This is a genomic window from Eubacterium sp. An3, assembly GCF_002159465.1.
Taxonomy (GTDB): Bacteria; Bacillota; Clostridia; order Lachnospirales; family Lachnospiraceae; genus Anaerobutyricum; species Anaerobutyricum stercoris.
Genome location: NZ_NFIR01000018.1, coordinates 12,290 through 29,124, shown reverse-complemented (window position 1 = coordinate 29,124; position 16,835 = coordinate 12,290). Strand labels below are relative to the sequence as shown.

General features: G+C 41.3%; 26 protein-coding genes. 25 read left to right on the top strand and 1 reads right to left on the bottom strand.

The window, feature by feature from the left end:
- Positions 1-5: 5 nt before the first annotated feature.
- Positions 6-1,157: a DUF6017 domain-containing protein gene (locus tag B5F87_RS13700; RefSeq protein WP_087281975.1), complete on the bottom strand. Its 1,152-nt coding sequence runs from the start codon at positions 1,155-1,157 to the stop codon at positions 6-8.
- A gap of 504 nt (positions 1,158-1,661) precedes the next feature.
- Here B5F87_RS13700 and B5F87_RS13695 point away from each other — a divergent pair.
- From B5F87_RS13695 to B5F87_RS13570, 25 genes are all read left to right on the top strand, one after another.
- Positions 1,662-2,252, top strand: a complete 591-nt coding sequence (locus tag B5F87_RS13695) for a DUF2493 domain-containing protein (protein WP_204246077.1) — start codon at positions 1,662-1,664, stop codon at positions 2,250-2,252.
- A 19-nt stretch (positions 2,253-2,271) separates the two neighbouring features.
- The gene (locus B5F87_RS13690) at positions 2,272-2,775 is read left to right on the top strand and encodes a hypothetical protein (RefSeq protein ID WP_087281973.1); all 504 of its coding nucleotides are present in this window, start codon (positions 2,272-2,274) and stop codon (positions 2,773-2,775) included.
- 233 nt (positions 2,776-3,008) lie between these two features.
- On the top strand, positions 3,009-3,548 hold the full coding sequence (locus B5F87_RS21210) for a hypothetical protein (RefSeq protein WP_204246076.1): 540 nt from the start codon (positions 3,009-3,011) through the stop codon (positions 3,546-3,548).
- 51 nt (positions 3,549-3,599) lie between these two features.
- On the top strand, positions 3,600-4,136 hold the full coding sequence (locus B5F87_RS13680) for a hypothetical protein (RefSeq protein WP_087281971.1): 537 nt from the start codon (positions 3,600-3,602) through the stop codon (positions 4,134-4,136).
- A gap of 17 nt (positions 4,137-4,153) precedes the next feature.
- The gene (locus B5F87_RS13675; protein WP_087281969.1) at positions 4,154-4,588 is read left to right on the top strand and encodes a hypothetical protein; all 435 of its coding nucleotides are present in this window, start codon (positions 4,154-4,156) and stop codon (positions 4,586-4,588) included.
- A gap of 114 nt (positions 4,589-4,702) precedes the next feature.
- Positions 4,703-4,975: a type II toxin-antitoxin system RelB/DinJ family antitoxin gene (locus B5F87_RS13670; RefSeq protein ID WP_087281967.1), complete on the top strand. Its 273-nt coding sequence runs from the start codon at positions 4,703-4,705 to the stop codon at positions 4,973-4,975.
- Positions 4,972-5,253, top strand: a complete 282-nt coding sequence (locus B5F87_RS13665) for a type II toxin-antitoxin system YafQ family toxin (RefSeq protein WP_087281965.1) — start codon at positions 4,972-4,974, stop codon at positions 5,251-5,253. The genes B5F87_RS13670 and B5F87_RS13665 overlap by 4 nt, the downstream gene beginning before the upstream one ends.
- Positions 5,254-5,410: 157 nt before the next feature.
- Positions 5,411-6,232: a hypothetical protein gene (locus tag B5F87_RS13660; RefSeq protein ID WP_087281963.1), complete on the top strand. Its 822-nt coding sequence runs from the start codon at positions 5,411-5,413 to the stop codon at positions 6,230-6,232.
- Positions 6,233-6,372: 140 nt separating this feature from the next.
- Positions 6,373-6,573 carry a hypothetical protein gene (locus B5F87_RS13655; RefSeq protein ID WP_087281961.1) on the top strand — a complete coding sequence of 67 codons (201 nt, stop codon included), beginning with the start codon at positions 6,373-6,375 and terminating at the stop codon, positions 6,571-6,573.
- Positions 6,574-6,676: 103 nt separating this feature from the next.
- Positions 6,677-7,069 carry a hypothetical protein gene (locus B5F87_RS13650; RefSeq protein ID WP_087281958.1) on the top strand — a complete coding sequence of 131 codons (393 nt, stop codon included), beginning with the start codon at positions 6,677-6,679 and terminating at the stop codon, positions 7,067-7,069.
- Between the two features lie 11 nt (positions 7,070-7,080).
- A complete protein-coding gene (locus B5F87_RS13645) occupies positions 7,081-7,470 on the top strand; it encodes a hypothetical protein (protein ID WP_087281956.1) in 390 nt (129 codons plus the stop codon).
- Between the two features lie 16 nt (positions 7,471-7,486).
- The gene (locus B5F87_RS13640; protein ID WP_087281954.1) at positions 7,487-7,678 is read left to right on the top strand and encodes a hypothetical protein; all 192 of its coding nucleotides are present in this window, start codon (positions 7,487-7,489) and stop codon (positions 7,676-7,678) included.
- A gap of 211 nt (positions 7,679-7,889) precedes the next feature.
- Positions 7,890-8,153 (top strand): hypothetical protein, encoded by a 264-nt coding sequence (locus tag B5F87_RS13630; protein ID WP_087281950.1) that lies wholly within the window; start codon positions 7,890-7,892, stop codon positions 8,151-8,153.
- 24 nt (positions 8,154-8,177) lie between these two features.
- On the top strand, positions 8,178-8,885 hold the full coding sequence (locus B5F87_RS13625; RefSeq protein ID WP_087281948.1) for a hypothetical protein: 708 nt from the start codon (positions 8,178-8,180) through the stop codon (positions 8,883-8,885).
- A gap of 11 nt (positions 8,886-8,896) precedes the next feature.
- On the top strand, positions 8,897-9,172 hold the full coding sequence (locus B5F87_RS13620) for a hypothetical protein (RefSeq protein WP_087281946.1): 276 nt from the start codon (positions 8,897-8,899) through the stop codon (positions 9,170-9,172).
- A 58-nt stretch (positions 9,173-9,230) separates the two neighbouring features.
- Entirely contained in the window at positions 9,231-9,941 is a 711-nt protein-coding gene (locus B5F87_RS21440; RefSeq protein WP_242964478.1) for a DUF1653 domain-containing protein, read from the top strand.
- A gap of 117 nt (positions 9,942-10,058) precedes the next feature.
- Entirely contained in the window at positions 10,059-10,703 is a 645-nt protein-coding gene (locus B5F87_RS13610; protein WP_143405259.1) for a hypothetical protein, read from the top strand.
- A 10-nt stretch (positions 10,704-10,713) separates the two neighbouring features.
- Entirely contained in the window at positions 10,714-11,529 is an 816-nt protein-coding gene (locus B5F87_RS13605) for a hypothetical protein (protein WP_087281942.1), read from the top strand.
- 81 nt (positions 11,530-11,610) lie between these two features.
- Entirely contained in the window at positions 11,611-12,018 is a 408-nt protein-coding gene (locus B5F87_RS13600; protein ID WP_143405258.1) for a GNAT family N-acetyltransferase, read from the top strand.
- 63 nt (positions 12,019-12,081) lie between these two features.
- Positions 12,082-12,633, top strand: a complete 552-nt coding sequence (locus tag B5F87_RS13595; protein WP_143405257.1) for a hypothetical protein — start codon at positions 12,082-12,084, stop codon at positions 12,631-12,633.
- Positions 12,634-12,686: 53 nt separating this feature from the next.
- Positions 12,687-13,040, top strand: coding sequence for a hypothetical protein (locus B5F87_RS13590; protein ID WP_087281936.1), 354 nt, complete (start codon positions 12,687-12,689; stop codon positions 13,038-13,040).
- A 151-nt stretch (positions 13,041-13,191) separates the two neighbouring features.
- Positions 13,192-13,848 carry a hypothetical protein gene (locus B5F87_RS13585; protein ID WP_087281933.1) on the top strand — a complete coding sequence of 219 codons (657 nt, stop codon included), beginning with the start codon at positions 13,192-13,194 and terminating at the stop codon, positions 13,846-13,848.
- A 196-nt stretch (positions 13,849-14,044) separates the two neighbouring features.
- Positions 14,045-14,533 (top strand): DUF6431 domain-containing protein, encoded by a 489-nt coding sequence (locus B5F87_RS13580; protein ID WP_158097054.1) that lies wholly within the window; start codon positions 14,045-14,047, stop codon positions 14,531-14,533.
- A 74-nt stretch (positions 14,534-14,607) separates the two neighbouring features.
- Entirely contained in the window at positions 14,608-16,023 is a 1,416-nt protein-coding gene (locus B5F87_RS13575; RefSeq protein ID WP_087281929.1) for a DDE-type integrase/transposase/recombinase, read from the top strand.
- Positions 16,016-16,834: an AAA family ATPase gene (locus B5F87_RS13570; protein WP_087281926.1), complete on the top strand. Its 819-nt coding sequence runs from the start codon at positions 16,016-16,018 to the stop codon at positions 16,832-16,834. The genes B5F87_RS13575 and B5F87_RS13570 overlap by 8 nt, the downstream gene beginning before the upstream one ends.
- Position 16,835: the final 1 nt, after the last annotated feature.

The window sequence follows — 16,835 nt, the reverse complement described above, 5'->3', positions numbered from 1 at the left end:
TCCTTTCAGATTTTGCCGGTGTTCATGTCATGGGCTACCAGCGCGGCATAGTAACCGTTGATCGTGCTGGGCGCATTGAACAGCATAGCCAGCAGGTATTTCTTGATGTTGCGGATTTCCGAAGTGTTCTTGCTCAAACAGTCAAAGACAAACTCGATGTGAGAGCTGTCCAGCTTCATAAACTTGGATTTCACCAGCTCTGCCGGGTAATCGTCCCCGGCAATACGGATGGTCTTGCGGGCGCTGCACACGGTTTCCACCAGCAAGTCCACGATCTCGTCCAGCGTTTCCCGGTCAATGCCCTTGGCGTGCTGGCAAAGGTGTTCGTACTCGATGTTGTCCATGATGATCTCACGATAAATCTCTATGGCGCTCTGTGATTTCGCTCCCGTTCCTTTCCGTTCCGGCTGCTGTGCCGCTTCGCCCTCCAAAGGAGAGGGTCGGGAAAGGATAGGAATGGAATCGGTAGTTGATACATCCGTAGTTGTTTTTTCTTTACTTGATATATCTTTATTTAATTGCGTTGGATTTTCCAATGTCGGTTTTCCCGGTGTCGGGTTATCCGATGTTGGATTTTCCAACACCGGGTTTTCCAATCCCGGTGCGGCCTTGTCCGGCTGCTCTGGCCGGGGCTGGGGCTGTTCGTAAATGGTGTAGATCATATCGGCCATTTTGCCCTTGCCGTCCCGGTTCTGCTGTCGGGTGATATATCCGGCTTTTTCAAGCTCCCATACCGCCGTGCGGATGGCGTCGATGCTTTCCCGGTTGATAAGGGATAAGCCTTTCAGGGTGTAGTCCCAATTTTCCGGCAGGGAGAGCATTTGCGATAACAGGCCCTTGGCTTTCAGGGATAAGTCCTTGTTCCGCAGATGGTGATTGGACATCACCGTGTAGCCCTTGTTACGCTCTACACGAAATACTGCCATGTTCTCAACTCCTTTCACTCGAAATGTCACCGCGTCGTAGGCGGTCAGCTTGCCCGGCTGGTAGGGACATTCCGCATAGACGCAGAATTGATATTTCCAGTGCGGGCGATAAAAGCGGCAGGTGCCGCAGTCCTCCGGCGTGACCGCCTCGCCGCTGTCGTAGTGGTCGAAACCGGGCTTGCCCTGCATGAGCTGTTCAAACGCCCGGTCGCTGCCGGAAGTGAAGTACATAGGCCGTCGCCTCCTTTCCGCTTTTGGGCAAAAAGAAAAGCCGCAGACTTTTTTCAAAATCTGCGGCTTGGCCGGGGAAACAGAAAAGGGCGCTGTCATGCTTGACAACACCCTGTTTCTGCCTGATTATTCAGTTGTTTTGACCTGCCCCGTTTTCCGCTGCCCTAAAAAACATTGATATTACTGGGTTTTTCATGTTTTCTTATGGCAACGCTCTTTTCGGCGGGTATTTTTTCTTCCAAAATAAAAAAACTCGGAAATAAGCATATTGGTATCGCAAACACAATTTTCAAATGTAAGGAGGAATGATTATGGGGCAACGAACACAAATTTACGTTAGGATCCAGGAAGGGGACAAATATCATCTGATAGCCAGGTGTTTCGGATGGAATTTTGCGGAACGGATGATCAGTCGCTGCCGACATACACTGGAATGAATCTCAACGTAAAAAGTTAAAACGCATCCTCGATATTAATTTTGATACAGAAAGGAGACTGATGGAAATGACCATAAAAGGATTGGTAGAGAAAGGAATTTTAAAAATGGAAGAAAATGTATATCTTTTTGATGATACATTTCTTCTTTTGGCGTACGGTGTTTGCAGAGAACCTCAAATAATCAAATATGCAGATTATGAGGTAAAAGAACTCGTTTGGATAAAAGGTAAGGGAGAAGAAGGACATTGGCGTATTGAACTGAAATACACCAGAAAACCGCGGATCATTGTCGCTGGAAGCCGTAATTTCACGGATTATTCAGTGGTAGAAAAAGTTCTTCAGGATTATCTAAAGACATATCCATGGGAGGTCGAGATGATTTCTGGAACAGCTAAAGGAGCGGATTTGCTTGGAGAGCGGTTTGCTTCCACCTATGGATATAAGATAGTTCGATTCCCTGCAAATTGGACTCGTTATGGCAAAAGCGCTGGTCCTATCCGGAATGAAGAGATGGCAAAATACGCCGCAAAAGAATATGGCGTTCTCTTTGCTTTTTGGAACGGCTCAAGCCGTGGAACCAAAAGTATGATCGAGTTTGCAAAACAATATGGTCTTGAAATCCATATTATCCCGATTAACCAGTCAATAAAAAAATAAAAGAAAAAGGAGATTAAAAATGAACGTTAAAATAAAAGTTAATTTACTTGGACATGTGAATGTACCAAAACTATTGGCTTTCTTAAAAAATTACCATCCGGTTTCGAATGTGTATCACGGAGAACATGAAATACCGCCAGAAGCGGTCCAATCAGTCTACCAAAAATATGATAATGAAAAATGGTATACTGATTTTGGTTATATATTCTTTGGTATACCAAATAGTGTAAAGAGACAGCTATTTTACTTTTACAGTAATATAGCTTTCTGCAACAATGCGGAACGCTATTATCCTCCTGAAGTAAAAAAAATGTTTGAATCAGAGACAACATATTTGTCTTTGGTATGTGATGAAGCAGAGATCCAGCTCATGAAAGGAATTGTTTCATACTTTGGTGGATGGATTGACGAAAGCGACAGTGACGATGATGATTATAAAAGCTTTTATTTCATTCCAGGAAAACAGGAGAAAAATGGAGAGGACTTCCTACCTGGTGATATCGTCCAGTATTCTGTATTCTAAGCGGGAAATGCACCCAGAAGAGCAGGAAGAACTGCTAATGATATATCAGACACTGTTTGGTGGAGAAAAAAAAGCTATGTTTCCGCCCTATGGAAGATCTCCTCTCGGATTTCCGCCCTATGGAAAAGATACCTAAAAAATACCCGCTTCGGCGGGTATTTTTTTTGAAAAAAGCAATGATAGAACAAACATATTGGTGTTGTAAATAATTTCAAAACAAGGAGGTTTTTATTATGGAAGAATTAAGAAAATTATTAAGCAAAGCTGAAGACTTAGGTTGGAGCTATGGCATTTATGAAGAAGATGCAAAACATAGCTATGTAAGATTGCGAAAATGTTCCCCGGCAGGAGAGGACTTCCACATGGATATTGATATCGGGAAAGAAATTCCGGTAACGGATTTTATGGATAATTTGTCCAATTATCATTTCGATCCGGATGAGCATGCAGAAGAAAAAATTAAAGTACGCGGGAAAAACGGAGTCCCTGATTCTATCCGGACTTTGATTGAAGATGCGGAGTCTATCGGAAAGATGATCAATGAGCTGTATGACGCTTGTTGGTATGTTTATAACGGTACACCAGAGCCTAAACCATTTTCTGAGGGATTGCATGTGTATCGTTTTAAATGCAAAGGGGATAGAGGAATCATTCTTGCTGAATCTATGGATCACGCAAGCAAAATCTTGTTTCAGAGATATCCGGAGTGTTGGATTGCTGATGTTTCGTATTTATGTGGAATCAAGAGCAGCGGTTTATATGTCTGCAAATAAATTTTCAGACAAAGGATTAATCTTGAAAAAGCAGAGACGGAGGATTTTATTATGGAAGAGTTAAAGAAACTGTTAAGTAAGGCAGAGGAGTTGGGATGGAAATATGACATCCGTGAAGAAGATAAAAGACGGTATGTCGAATTACAGAAATATTCTCCGGCGGGCGAGGATTTCCACATGGATATTGATATCGGGAAAGAAATTCCGGTAACGGATTTTATGGATAATTTAGCTAGTTATGATTTCGATCCGGATGAGCATGCAGAAGAAAAAATTAAAGTACGCGGGAAAAACGGAGTCCCTGATTCTATCCGGACTTTGATTGAGGATGCAGAGGAAATCGGAAAGATGATCAGTGATCTGTATGTCGCTTGCTGGAAAGTTTTTATCGAAGAGGAAGAACTTAAATCATCTTCCGAGGATTTGCATGCATATCGTTTTAAATGTAAAGGGGATGAAGGCATTATCCTGGCTGAATCCATGGATCATGCAAGCAAGATCTTGTTTCGGAGATATCCGGAGTGTTCGATTGCTAATGTTTCGTATTTATACGAAATCAAAAGCAGTGGTTTATATGTTTGTAAATGAAAAGACAGGAGGAAAAGATGATAAAGGTAAGTAGTAGAGAAGAGGCGTGGCGTCTGGCAGATAGATTATTTCCATCTGATTACGAGCTGGAGCCTCTTGATAAAAAGATAGGACATTCCATTTACCGTTCTACGAAGCCGGGAGAGAGTGCATGGATATCCGATCTGGGCAGCCGTTTGGAACTCAATTACCCAAACGGGAGTTCCGAAAATATCTGGATCGAGACAGGCATGGACATTGTAGTTTTTATCGGGATGTATGAAGAACAGCCCGTTTTTGGAAATCTTGTCATTAAAAATGTAAGAGAAATCCCATATCACCATGTCAAGGGGCTCGTCCATAAGGAATTGGAGGATGGGCGCTTTGGAATAGAGATTACATTTGGAGAAGATAGGACTGCATCCTTCGGATGTGAAAATGTGGCATATATACGGTTTTCAGATAAAGAATGAAACCCGGTGCGTGGTTTGCATGTTTTCAAATAGATTTTTTACAAAATAATAATGACAATGTATTGACAATAAACGAAAAATTTTATATTCTGTTATTAACAGGAGGTGTTATTTATGGCAACTACAAATTTAAACATCCGGACTGATAAAGAAGTAAAAATGCAAGCAGAAAGCATTCTTAATGAATTAGGATTAAACATGACAACTGCAGTAAATATTTTTCTCAAATCTATCATAAGAGAAAATGGATTTCCACTGTCTTTGAAACTTGATTCTCCAAGTTTCGTTACGCAAATGGCAATAGAAGAAGGCCGGCGTATTGCCGAAGATGATTCTGTTCCGAGCTATAAAAACATTACAGATCTCAAGGCGGCACTTGAAGTATGAAGTTCGATATTAAGTTTACCACCCAGTTTAAAAAAGATTTAAAGCTTGCCAAAAAACAAAATAAAAATCTGGATAAATTATTCGATGTCATTGACTTATTGTCATCTGATCAAAAATTGGATGATAAATACCAGGATCACGAGCTGTCAGGAAAATATAAGGGGGTTCGTGAATGTCATATTGAACCGAATTGGCTATTAATCTATGAGAAAGGAAAAGATGTGCTTGTTCTTATGCTTTATCGTCTAGGAACACATTCAGAATTATTTGGCAAATAAAAATATCAATATAAGCTGTCGCACTATTGTCAAGTGTGGCAGCTTTTTTGCAAATTAAGATGAATACCCGCTCCGGCGGGTATTTTTTTTGCAAAAGAAATGAAAGGAGCTCAGTCATATTGAAATTGCAAATAATTTCAAAATAAGGAGGGTTTTAATGGAAAAATTAAAAAAGTTGTTAATGAAAGCAGAAGAGTTAGGCTGGAATTATGCATTCAAAAAGGATGAACACCTTGTAGATTATGTAGCATTACATTTTCCTTCCACATCAGAACGAGGAACCCCATTTAATTTAGATATCCCTTTTCGTTTGGATGATCCAGCAGGAAGTTTCATGCGGGATTTATCCGGTCAGTTTTTCGCCTTTTACTTTGAGGTTGTGCAGGCAAAAAAATTAAAGGAAATTGTAAAATCATTATATTTTTGCCTTGACGGAGAACGAGAGGACAGTAAAAAAGAGGATAACGAAGGAGATGCGAAAAAAGAATATACGCCGATATCCATGGATGATGTGATCTTGAGAGAATCTGGATGCATGGGATCGGAATACAGTTATTCTCTTGTAAAAGGAATGACGGTCGATAAATTATCTCAAGTAGTCAAACAATTTGTAGCTCTTGAGCCGCCAGTATCCTTGTATGAGTACCTGGAGGTACATGGAGCAGAATTGATACCTCTGTATTCTTGTTGTGATGCACATTCCGGAGAAGAAGAGGTAGCTCCAGTCAACTTTTTTGATGTGGAGTATGACGCAGATACAGGTATCACTTTGTTCAGTGAGCTGAGTCCAAATGAACGGATAGATATGCTCATTTCAAAAGCAAGATATATTGAGGCCGCTTTTGCTGCACATTTTCCACAGAATGACAATTCTTCCAGTAAGATTGTTGACGGTGTAACAACCTGCTGTGGATATGATTTTGGGACGGATGCAGATGTAGCAAAGTTCTGCCCAATATGCGGAAAAAGATTACAGTGAAGAAGCAAGATAACGCAATCGCCATAGATTTCAGAGATTATCCTAACATAAAGATACGGGTGTCCTCGAACGCTCATTATGAAATGGTTAAAGTTTGATCTCTGTCAGAAGATGATTCATTAAAAAAAGGAGAAACAACAATGAAAATAAGTGATTTAAAATTTGAAGCAATCTACAGTTACGACCCGTTACATAGCAAATCTAATTATTTAGGTATGCGAAAGGAATGGGTTGCAAGAAATGAATGGGGCAATGCTGTTGCTTTTGGAGATACAAAAGCAGAGTGTATAGAAGATGCCCGGAGATATTGTCGAATGCAGAAGGAGAAAAATGAAGTTTAATTTAAGGCGGGGTAACCCGCCTTTTTATTTATCTAAAAAAACATAAAGAGAGTCTTCATATTGTAGTCGTAAACAAAAATTATCAAATGAAGGAGGCTTAAAAATGAGCATTTTAAAAACGGGAGATATCTTCCAGGCAAAAAATAAGTTAGGTGAAAAATATTTCTACCGATTTCTCGGAGTTGATCTTGATGATTCTGCCGGGTGTTATTACATCGTCCTACAGAACCTTTGTTTCAATGAAAAAGTTGAAACAAGAGTGGAACATGCATGGTTCCGGGAAAGGGATATTCTGAAACTCCAGCCGGGGATGGAAGTCCGAAAAGGGGATGTCATCGGAGTGATCACGCCGATGCGATATGATTTTTTGGCGCGTGCTGACTGTCATGGTTTTGACCTCGCAGGAAAACTCCGTGTCGAAATAACAGAGGTAATAAGAGGCACGAAAGTTAAAGTCGGAACCATTTGGGATTACAACGAGATTGAATTAGTCTAGGAGGTAGTTTTATGTGGTATGCCGTAGAAACTGCCTTTATTGATGGTCGTTTTTTTGGTTCCCGGTGCCTTTTTGTAGACGGTGATGAAACAAGCTCAGTGGGGCATTGTTTTGCCAATGACCATGAACCTGTCAATCAATGCCAAAAAGAATTTGGCGACCGTATCGAACTCCATACGGACTGGTTTGAGTCAGAAGAACTGGCACACGCCTTTTGCGATGGAAATATCACATATATCCATCACTACGAGGCATATTACGATAAGTCGATCAAAACGACCCGGCGCCGTTTTCTGAAAAGGGAAATCGTGACGGTGGATGAAGAAAAAGGCTTTCTCCCTCATCGGGGAATTTACAAGGATCATTTAACGGAAGAATGCCCATGGTGGCTCCGTTATTAAAAAAAAGGAGTAAAAAATGTTAAAAAGAGATATTGCTGATCAATTATATAGTAAAGCGCTTAAGCGTTTTAGATTAGAGAATCCAGATATAACGTTCGCTCCCGAGCAATTAAATCTTTTGTGGAAAAATATATATGATATTTTACAACATTCGGGAAGAGAAGCAGCAGAAAAATATGTTGACGCTGCTAATTTTACATATCTGTAGTTCAGATATATATGCCGAATGATGAAAAAGTTCGGGTATGGCAGTTCGACGAACCGAAAAAATATACCATTTGTCTGGCTGCGCCTGGTAAAGAAGGCCCAGAAGGTTTTTGTCCTCATACAGTCTGCATGGTAAAACAGCGCAAGATACTGACCATATATACAGAAAGGAATTATTATCAATTCTTCCTGTACGGTCAGGAGTATTGATCATGAAAGGAAAAGTGGGGCGTATTGTATACGCCCTCTATTTTAAAGCAAAGGGGAAATTATATATGAAACAGAAAAGAGTAAGAATTTTCATTAATAATGGGATTGTAGAGGGAGCATTTTCTTTAGATCCGGATATACAGGTGGAAATTGTTGACTTTGACTCAGAGAAATTTTCTTTGAGTGAATATGATGAGTTGTATGATGAAATAATCAAAAATCCGGATATGACGAAGATTCAACCGGTAATCTTACCGGAAGAATAATGCAAAAAAGAAAGGAAAAAGAAAATGAAAGAGTGTAAAGAGATTAATATTGAAAAAAAAGAAGGTAGAGAAATCTACCGTCATCCGGCGTTTGGGACGATTGGTTTTTATCACTCTCATGGTGGGGAAAAGGAATTGTTCGGTTCCAGTATTTCGCATAGTCATACAATAATTTTGGAACTGAAGCATGCCTATTCTGAACGGATGTTGAATAATGACTATCACTATGGAAGAGGGCTGATCACAAGGGTGGAAATGAGTTATTCGCAGTTTGCGGAACTGATTTCCAACCCGAATAATGGGGATGGGGTTCCTTGTACCATCCGTTTTACGGAAAAAGATGGAAGTATTCCTGCTATCGCTTCCAATATTTCCAAGAGAAAGCAGTTTGAGGATGAATTCAGCGAACATCTCTCTACCGCCATGGCACAAGTACAGGCACAGATTGACAGGATCAAAGAATCTCTTGCTGAGAAAAAATCTCTCGGGGTAAAAGACAGAAAAGAAATGATTTCTCAGTTACAGCAGGTCCAGTATAACATTGGTTGCAATCTGGAATTCTGTGCTACTCAGTTTAATGAGCAGATGGACAAGACTGTGCTTGAGGCGAAAGGTGAAGTGGAAGCCTTCGTACAAAATAAGATCAGAGATATCGCCTACGAAGCTATTGCTGAAAAAGGCGAACATGAAAAAATAGGATCAAAAAATCCGATATCTATGCCGGAAGAATAGGAGCTTTCATTATGGAGAAAAAATTTCCGTGTATACATACAGAACTATCAAGAAAGATCTGTATGTGTGTACATAATTGTAAAGTGTGTTGTGTACCGGCTGGAACCGGTTTCTGCAACCCACACATTGAAATGGAAGTGTTCCATTTATCAAAAACAGGTTTTTGCATTAAAGCCTATGATGATCCAATAACGAATGTTTCGTTGCTGGAACTTGCGGAACCTGGGTATGATGCAGAAATGATCATTGAAGATGGAATTAAAATGATCAGATATGCAAAAATATAATTAATTTAACGGGGCGTATAACGATACGCCCTTTATGTTAAAGAAAGGAAGATATCAAATGAGTGTTCAAATAAAATTAAGATTAAAGGGACATGTTTCAGTACAGGATTTGCTGGATTTTTTGCAGGAATATCATCCGGTTCCACACATCATCCATATGGATTGTGCGACACCTCCGGCGGAAGTTCAGTGGGAGTATAAAATATACCATGGAGACAAATGGTATATGGATAATGGGTTCATTGAACTCTGCGTTCCGGATTCGGGATTACGAAATTTGTTCTATGATTATAGCAATGTAAATTTCTATGAAAACATGGAATATTACTCCCGTATAGGACTGAGGGATATGGTGGAATCAGAGATAACAACCCTGTCTCTGGGTTATGATAAAGAGGCTCTTGGGCTTATGAAAAAGATCGCATCTTATTTTGGCGGCTGGATCGAAGAAAATGATTGTGATGATGAAAAACCGATTTACTTTGTCCCAGGCACCCGGACAAAGGAGAAAAAAACCCGAAAGTTCCTGCCGGGTGATATCGTGCAGCATTTTAAACGGGAGTTACACCCCGAAGACCAGAAATTCCTTTATAAGATCATCGGGCCGGCCATGCACACGGAAACGCAAGAGACACTAATGGTGTATCAGGCACTGTATGGAGAGCAGCGGTTGTTTGTCCGTCCGATGGAAGATTTTTTGTCAGAAGTAGATAATAAAAAATATCCAGAAATAAAACAAAAATATAGATTCGTCCATTATTTTGGATGAGTTTGGATGTTAAGAAAAGCGTATGCGTTGCATGCGCTTTTTTCTTTAAAAAAAATCATGAAAAGCGTGCATATTGCTTCTGTAAAAATTTTTATTCAAATAAAGGAGGAAAAAAACATGATAAAAGTAAGAGATTTCAAGAAAATGCTGGCAGCGGTCCCGGAAGCGGCAAAAGAATTAAATTTCATGATCGAAGGAAAAGCTGACGAGCAAGAAATGAACCTTATGGACCGGAACGATTACATTTCCGCAAAATTTTGGTACAAAGAAGATTTTCTTTCTGTTTTGTCGAAAATCCTGGGAGAGGTTCCTTCCCCGATCCGAGAAAAAGTACGGGCCGCACAGGAGAGCCGTAGCCTCATCGAGATGGCGTCCAAAGACAGCGCCCTCGCATATCTTAACGAATGTACCGATGCAGAATGGGATTGCATCCGGTTTGTGATTCAGGACACAATCCGAAAAGAATTCGGTATAAAAGAAGGGACGCTGGTCTTCTATGACGAAGATGGATGCAGACATACTTTCTCCTGCGAGATTGAGTGTGGAACAAATAGAATTGCAAAGTTGAAAGATTTTCATGAGGAAATGGATTGGATGTTACGCCGTTACCCGACGAAAGTCTGCTTTCTTGATGAAGATGGGGAAAATAAAACTGGACTGGTTATCCTTCCGGATATTAAGAGAGAGGACGCTGTTGCATTGCAGACTGGCTCACCTGACGAGCCTCTTTATTGGATTGATATTGACAAATATGACGAATAGGAGGGTAAATATGGAGAAGTATACTCATAATAAAAATGCTTATGAGACAGCAATGAATGAGATATTTGATGCAGCCGAGCCGTTCATTAGAAATCGGACATATGCTGGCCTGGATCCAATCGTATCCAATCTCGACGCCATTTATCGTGGTTTGCCATATGAACTTCAGATGAAGTTCTGTGATAACTTTTACCAGTTATTATATCTGACGGACCCAGATAAGAATGCGGAAGAGCATTCAAAAAAGAAAAAATGGGGGTTGATAAAAAATGATATTACCTTACCATGGAAAGACAAGAATAAGATAGAGCAAGGCTGCACGGCATCAATTCCACGTATGCAGGAAGAGGTTCCAGAACTTCTTTTGGAGTTTGACAATCTGGAAGATGCTCAGAGAGCGCTCTCTCAATATACCAGCGAAATTGAGCTGGAAAAGACGATGGTAGGCTCCTATTGGAGATTTACCGAGTATTACATCGAAGAACTTAACTTTGATGAAAACGGCGAATGGATACCCGGCGGGGATATATGGGCATTCTCCGAAATTCCTATCACGGGCGAAGATGTTGCCAATTATATTATCAATAGTCCTTCATCTATGTATGAGGATGGGCATTATTACGCCCATTACAGCAAAGATCAAGGAGGGCTGAATTACCATGGAAAGGATTGGCATGATAACTTTACCGCAGCTGCGGTATGTGCGTATGCAGATGGTATGCATCGGGAGGATTTCTACGAAAAAGAAAACATTGATGATCCCGACTTCATGGAAATCTGCGAAAAACTTGCAGATAAGATCAATGAATACATGATGACAAATTAATTTTGTCACCATTTACGGGGAGGTGCATGCAGCGCATGTACCTTCTTTTCCATATTAAGAAATAAAGGAAAGGCGATGACTATGGGAAGAATTAACAGAAAGGTATTCAAAGATAGTGAAATAGAAGATTTAATGAATATTATTCGTGAAAATGAAGATGTAGACCTTGAATGTAATAAAGAAATCGCAGGAATTTGGATAGCGTCCTCTCATTTTGAAGTTGAGTTACGATTAAGTTTTCTGGGTGACTTTGGATTGATCATTTCCAGGGTTTGCTTTATAAATAAGCGAAAGGGTACAATGAGTGCTATTTTAAAATATTTGATTGAGTATTGTAAAGAAAACTCAATTCATTTTATTATTGCACAGTCCGTGCTAACAAAAGAACTGGCTTCCTTTTGTTTAAAACATGGCTTCAAACCGGAACCATATTCATCAGTTGTTGCAGATGGATTTATTACGGGAAATTACCGGTTGGAAATAAATTGACATGTGCATGCAGCGCGTATATCTTTTTTTCATATTATAAAAAGCAAAGAAAGAAGGATGATTGTGAAATATATTATGTTAAGTATTAATCCCCCGTATGCGGAGATGATCATTAATGAAAAAAAGCCAGTCGAATTCAGGAAGAAAGTTCTCAATGCTATAAAAAATTTTTACAAAGATTCGGATGATATCCATTTTTATATTTATGAGACGAAAAGGAAAGGCGGCAGAGGAAAGGTGATTGGGGAAGCAGATATGGCATGGATGCATAAGCTTTCGTACAATATATCTCCTGGACCGGAACATTTTTCGCATCAGCTTGCGAAAGAAAGAAATAATTTTATCCAGTGGCTATACTATTTTTGGTGCGCACAAACTGGCAAGAAGCCAAATCCAAAAGAGGGATGGTTCAGATCGTCTCGTTTTTCTAAATATATGGAGGAAATTGGATTTCAGACTGATTGTGATTATGCAGTATGGCTTTGCAAACCGAAGGCATTTGAAATTCCTGTAGACATTTCAGAATTTTCTTATGAAAATGGGACATCTATATTACGTCCGCCGCAGGGAATGTGTTATTGTTTGCAAAAACAAACTAACACGTTGAAAAATTAAAAGAACTTCTGTATAATTTGCAAGAAGAAAAAGAAAGGTAAAAGGTAAACAAAATGACAAAGGAACAATACGAATTTTTAATAAAACTGCCGGCTGACAGCAAAATTGACACAGACCTCTCTACAGAGGACAGGACTTTAATCTATGGATATACATGTGATAGGCAAACCTTTCATGTGTATATTAAGGATGAAAAAGTCCATATTGTGCGTTATAAATATAGAGGAGATTTGATAGAACTTCCCGTTTTTTCCGCAGCTAGATGTGTTCCCAACAAGAGAATATATCCAGAAACATGTGATTATGAATTTTGTTGCTTTCTGCACAATGAAGGCGTGACATTGCCATTCACCACATACAATGAAGAGCGTCCGCAACAGACCTTTTATGGTCGCATTTTAGAATAATTTATTATCGGCTGGAAGTAAATTGACATGATACATTCTTAATTTACGGGGAGATGCATGCGGCGCATGCATCTTCTTTTTCATATTATAAAAAATAAAGAAGACAAAAAATAACAAGAGATGAGAAGCGAGCGCAGCAGACCTCTTATGAGTGCTTTTTACCATATTTTTGGAAAAGGAAGGAGCAAAAGTGCAACACAAGCTATATAATTGGGAGAATTTCATTAAGGAAGATTATTACGAAGAATTATGTTGTTTTTTTTCGGATATTTTTAAAAATAACGAAAAGGGAGAACGTGTACAAGAATGGGAAACCGTCATTTTTATAAGTAGAAAAGCATATGCTCTTTTTTTATTATTTGAGGAAAAACGATTAATAGATACTGGATATTATAAAATTTATTCAGATCGTTATTTAATGAAGAGCTTGGATCCTTCGCTATTTAAAACTCAGACTATATGTTTGGTGGATGATACTATTACGACGGGTAGACATTTGGCAGATGTTTATAAACTTATTCAAAAAAAAGCAAGCCCCAAAAGAATTATACCATATATTTTTATGAAGGATGAAGACTTTGAAAGAAATGCGGAGATAAATCTATTAAAGCAGTTTAATAATATAAATTATCATTATGAGTTAAAGAAGAGTGCTAATGATATTTTAAAATTTTGTTGTCAAGAAATGTTAATCTTACATCAGGAGGATATCCCTTACGCCATTGAATTACCACTTCTTTGCGAAAGGAATGATAAATTATATATTGAAGTTTCTGAGGAAGAATTCCAAAAACTAAAATGTTGTTGATTTCTTAAAATAGCATATTTATGATCTACTTGCCTGTCAGCGGATTGCTCTGTATACTGTCATAAGACTACAGAAAGAAAAAGTCTCAGAGCACCCTCCCTGGAAAGTCGTGTACTCTGAGACCCGGTTATAAAAACCATGGTTATTATATCAGAATACACACTGACCTACAAGGCGGACTCCGGTGTTTTTTGTTATGAGCAGTGATGACACCCCTGTCTGCCCCGTCTGTAGCGGTACTTTGAAGTATCGCGATACCAGACTACGTATCCGGAAGAAGGAAGGCGGCGTGAAAGAGTATCTTATGATCCGCAGGCTCCGCTGTACGGAATGCCACCGACATCACAACGAGCTTCCTGATTGCCTTGTACCCCACAAGCATTATGAAGCCGAGGTGATCTCCGGCGTGCTCGACGGGATCGTAACATCGGAGGATGCTGATTCGGAAGACTCTCCTTCCCTGCTGACCATGTTACGATGGCTCCAGTGGTTTCGGATGAACCTCGCAAATATTGAAGGATTCCTGCGCAATGCCGGATACCGGATACTTGGATTGGGAGAAGAACTTCTTTTCTCCCATGCGTCACTGCTCGATACCATACGCCAAACACATCAGGACTGGCTGGAGCGTATCCTCCGTATCATCTACAACAGCGGCGGCTTTTTACCTGCTGTACCATGGTGATGCTATTGCACCTGTTTTGATTCGTCTGTCACCGGGCCAGTAGGTATAGTGGTCTCAGAAGGAGGTCACTATATATGAATACCAATACAAACAGAATCAAACAATGGCAGGAACAGGAAGCCCTTTCCCGGTTCCAGCTGATTGCGCCGCTGCTTCAGGAAGATCTGGACGATGCAAAGAGGCTGCAGCTCCGGAAACAGATTGCTCAGGACAATGATATTTCCGTCCGGTCCATCTACCGCTATGAAAAGGCCTACCGTGAAGGACAGTTTGCCGGCTTAAAACCAGCCGCACGCGAAAAACGCCGTTCACAGAAGCTTCCGGAAAACTTTGATCTTCTGCTTGAGCAGGCGATCCAGCTCCGTAAGGAAGTCCCGGAGCGGTCTGTCGCACAGATCATCTGCATCCTGGAACTGGAAGGCTATGCTGCGCCGGGAGTCCTGAAACGCTCCACTCTGGAACGGCACCTGTACCGGGCTGGTTACGGAAGGGAACAGATGCAGATGTACCGCGATGCGCGGGAAAGTTCTTCCAAACGTTTCTGCAAACCGCACCGTATGATGCTGGTACAGGGGGATATCAAGTACGGTCCGAAACTTCCGATTGGGAAAAATGGCGCCAGAGTACAGACGTATCTTTCCTCCGCAATCGATGACCATTCCCGCCTACTGTTGGCTTCCCGTTTCTATGCCAGCCAGGAGGAAGCCATTGTTGAGGATACGTTCCGCCAGGCGATCCTCCGATACGGAAAGTTTGATGCCTGCTACTTTGATAACGGTTCCCAGTATATCGCCAGACAGATCAGGCTCTCTCTTTCAAGACTGGGGATCCGGGTTCTCCATGCAAGACCGCGGAGCGGCAAAAGCAAAGGGAAGATTGAAAAGTTCCATCAGGTAGTGGATATGTTTAACCGGGAGGCAAAACTAAAAAACATCAAAACTCTGGAAGAGCTGAACCGGCTGTGGGCCGTGTTCCTTGATGCGTACTATCATCAAAAGCCCCATGAAGGGATCAGCGAATACTACGAAAGCCTTGGTGCGGCAGTCCCGGAATCAGGGATCACTCCCCTTCAGGAATGGAACCGTGACAGCCGTCCCCTCACCTATCTGGATGTCTCTGTTGTATCCGAAGCATTTCTGCACCATGAGACACGTAAAGTGGACAAGGGCGCCTGTATCAGTTTCAGGGGCAGAAAGTATGAAACGAAACCGGCCCTGATCGGATATAAGGTTGAGATCTCCTATGATCCTGCAGCTCCCGAAACCATTACGGTAAGTTATCCAGGATACGAGCCGTTTACCGCACAGCCGGTCAGGATTGGCGAGTTCTGTGATAAGAACCCAACACTTCCTGCTGCGATGCAGGAACAGACTCCGACAACCTCGCGCTTCCTTGATGCACTGGAAAAGAAACATTCGGAATCGACCCGCCAGATGGCCGATGCAATCTCCTTTGCTTCCTATCGGAAGGAGGTGGATGATCATGTATGAATCCTTCTTTGGAATGGAGCATACCCCCTTTGTCCGTGATATCCCAGCTGAAAAACTCTATGAGTCTGATGCATTCCGGGAAACGCTCGGCAGGCTCTGCTATGTAGCGGACCGGCAGATGTTTGCGGTCGTAACAGCAGATCCCGGCTGTGGAAAATCCACTTTGATCCGCAGGTTTTATTCGGAACTTCCGAGGGAAGAATATATCATCCTGTATCTTTCTGATTCCAAGCTGACCCCACGGTGGTTTTATAAGGGGATGCTGGACCAGCTGGGGCTGGAAGCACGGTTCTACCGTGGCGATTCCAAACGCCAGCTCCAACAGCAGATCGAGATCATCCACGGTGTCCAGCATAAAAAAGTGGTATGCATTCTGGATGAGGCGCACCTGCTGGAGAAAGAAACACTGGAGGAATTCCGTTTCCTTCTGAACTACAGGTTCGATTCTGTAAGTCCCATGGCCGTCGTGCTCGTGGGACAGACAGAACTGTGGGACAGCAAGCTGAAACTTCAGCGGTATGCGGCGATCCGCCAGCGGATCGATATGTACTGTACACTCCCACATCTGGACCGGGCAGAGACAGAACAGTATGTCAAAAGCCATATGGATTATGCGGAATGCAACCAGGAGATCTTTACAACCAAAGCAATGGACGAGATCCATAAGGCTTCAGCCGGAATTCCGAGAATGATCAACCGGGTGTGCGAGAAATCGCTCATGTATGCGTTCCAACAGCAAAAACGGCTGATCGATGATTACATGATCAAGTATGTAGTGGAACACGAAATGCTTGGAACCGTAACCGGATAGA

Excerpts from the sequence above, each read along its gene's own strand:
- B5F87_RS13650 (WP_087281958.1), top strand. The coding sequence starts at position 6,677 with ATGAGCATTTTAAAAACGGGAGATATCTTCCAGGCAAAAAATAAGTTA.
- B5F87_RS13620 (WP_087281946.1), top strand. The coding sequence starts at position 8,897 with ATGGAGAAAAAATTTCCGTGTATACATACAGAACTATCAAGAAAGATC.
- B5F87_RS13625 (WP_087281948.1), top strand. The coding sequence starts at position 8,178 with ATGAAAGAGTGTAAAGAGATTAATATTGAAAAAAAAGAAGGTAGAGAA.
- B5F87_RS13630 (WP_087281950.1), top strand. The coding sequence starts at position 7,890 with ATGAAAGGAAAAGTGGGGCGTATTGTATACGCCCTCTATTTTAAAGCA.
- B5F87_RS13580 (WP_158097054.1), top strand. The coding sequence starts at position 14,045 with ATGAGCAGTGATGACACCCCTGTCTGCCCCGTCTGTAGCGGTACTTTG.
- B5F87_RS13610 (WP_143405259.1), top strand. The coding sequence starts at position 10,059 with ATGATAAAAGTAAGAGATTTCAAGAAAATGCTGGCAGCGGTCCCGGAA.
- B5F87_RS13695 (WP_204246077.1), top strand. The coding sequence starts at position 1,662 with ATGACCATAAAAGGATTGGTAGAGAAAGGAATTTTAAAAATGGAAGAA.
- B5F87_RS13690 (WP_087281973.1), top strand. The coding sequence starts at position 2,272 with ATGAACGTTAAAATAAAAGTTAATTTACTTGGACATGTGAATGTACCA.
- B5F87_RS13570 (WP_087281926.1), top strand. The coding sequence starts at position 16,016 with ATGTATGAATCCTTCTTTGGAATGGAGCATACCCCCTTTGTCCGTGAT.
- B5F87_RS13675 (WP_087281969.1), top strand. The coding sequence starts at position 4,154 with ATGATAAAGGTAAGTAGTAGAGAAGAGGCGTGGCGTCTGGCAGATAGA.
- B5F87_RS13655 (WP_087281961.1), top strand. The coding sequence starts at position 6,373 with ATGAAAATAAGTGATTTAAAATTTGAAGCAATCTACAGTTACGACCCG.
- B5F87_RS13590 (WP_087281936.1), top strand. The coding sequence starts at position 12,687 with ATGACAAAGGAACAATACGAATTTTTAATAAAACTGCCGGCTGACAGC.
- B5F87_RS13670 (WP_087281967.1), top strand. The coding sequence starts at position 4,703 with ATGGCAACTACAAATTTAAACATCCGGACTGATAAAGAAGTAAAAATG.
- B5F87_RS13605 (WP_087281942.1), top strand. The coding sequence starts at position 10,714 with ATGGAGAAGTATACTCATAATAAAAATGCTTATGAGACAGCAATGAAT.
- B5F87_RS21440 (WP_242964478.1), top strand. The coding sequence starts at position 9,231 with ATGAGTGTTCAAATAAAATTAAGATTAAAGGGACATGTTTCAGTACAG.
- B5F87_RS13600 (WP_143405258.1), top strand. The coding sequence starts at position 11,611 with ATGGGAAGAATTAACAGAAAGGTATTCAAAGATAGTGAAATAGAAGAT.
- B5F87_RS13680 (WP_087281971.1), top strand. The coding sequence starts at position 3,600 with ATGGAAGAGTTAAAGAAACTGTTAAGTAAGGCAGAGGAGTTGGGATGG.
- B5F87_RS13665 (WP_087281965.1), top strand. The coding sequence starts at position 4,972 with ATGAAGTTCGATATTAAGTTTACCACCCAGTTTAAAAAAGATTTAAAG.
- B5F87_RS13645 (WP_087281956.1), top strand. The coding sequence starts at position 7,081 with ATGTGGTATGCCGTAGAAACTGCCTTTATTGATGGTCGTTTTTTTGGT.
- B5F87_RS13575 (WP_087281929.1), top strand. The coding sequence starts at position 14,608 with ATGAATACCAATACAAACAGAATCAAACAATGGCAGGAACAGGAAGCC.
- B5F87_RS13700 (WP_087281975.1), bottom strand. The coding sequence starts at position 1,157 with ATGTACTTCACTTCCGGCAGCGACCGGGCGTTTGAACAGCTCATGCAG.
- B5F87_RS13640 (WP_087281954.1), top strand. The coding sequence starts at position 7,487 with ATGTTAAAAAGAGATATTGCTGATCAATTATATAGTAAAGCGCTTAAG.
- B5F87_RS21210 (WP_204246076.1), top strand. The coding sequence starts at position 3,009 with ATGGAAGAATTAAGAAAATTATTAAGCAAAGCTGAAGACTTAGGTTGG.
- B5F87_RS13660 (WP_087281963.1), top strand. The coding sequence starts at position 5,411 with ATGGAAAAATTAAAAAAGTTGTTAATGAAAGCAGAAGAGTTAGGCTGG.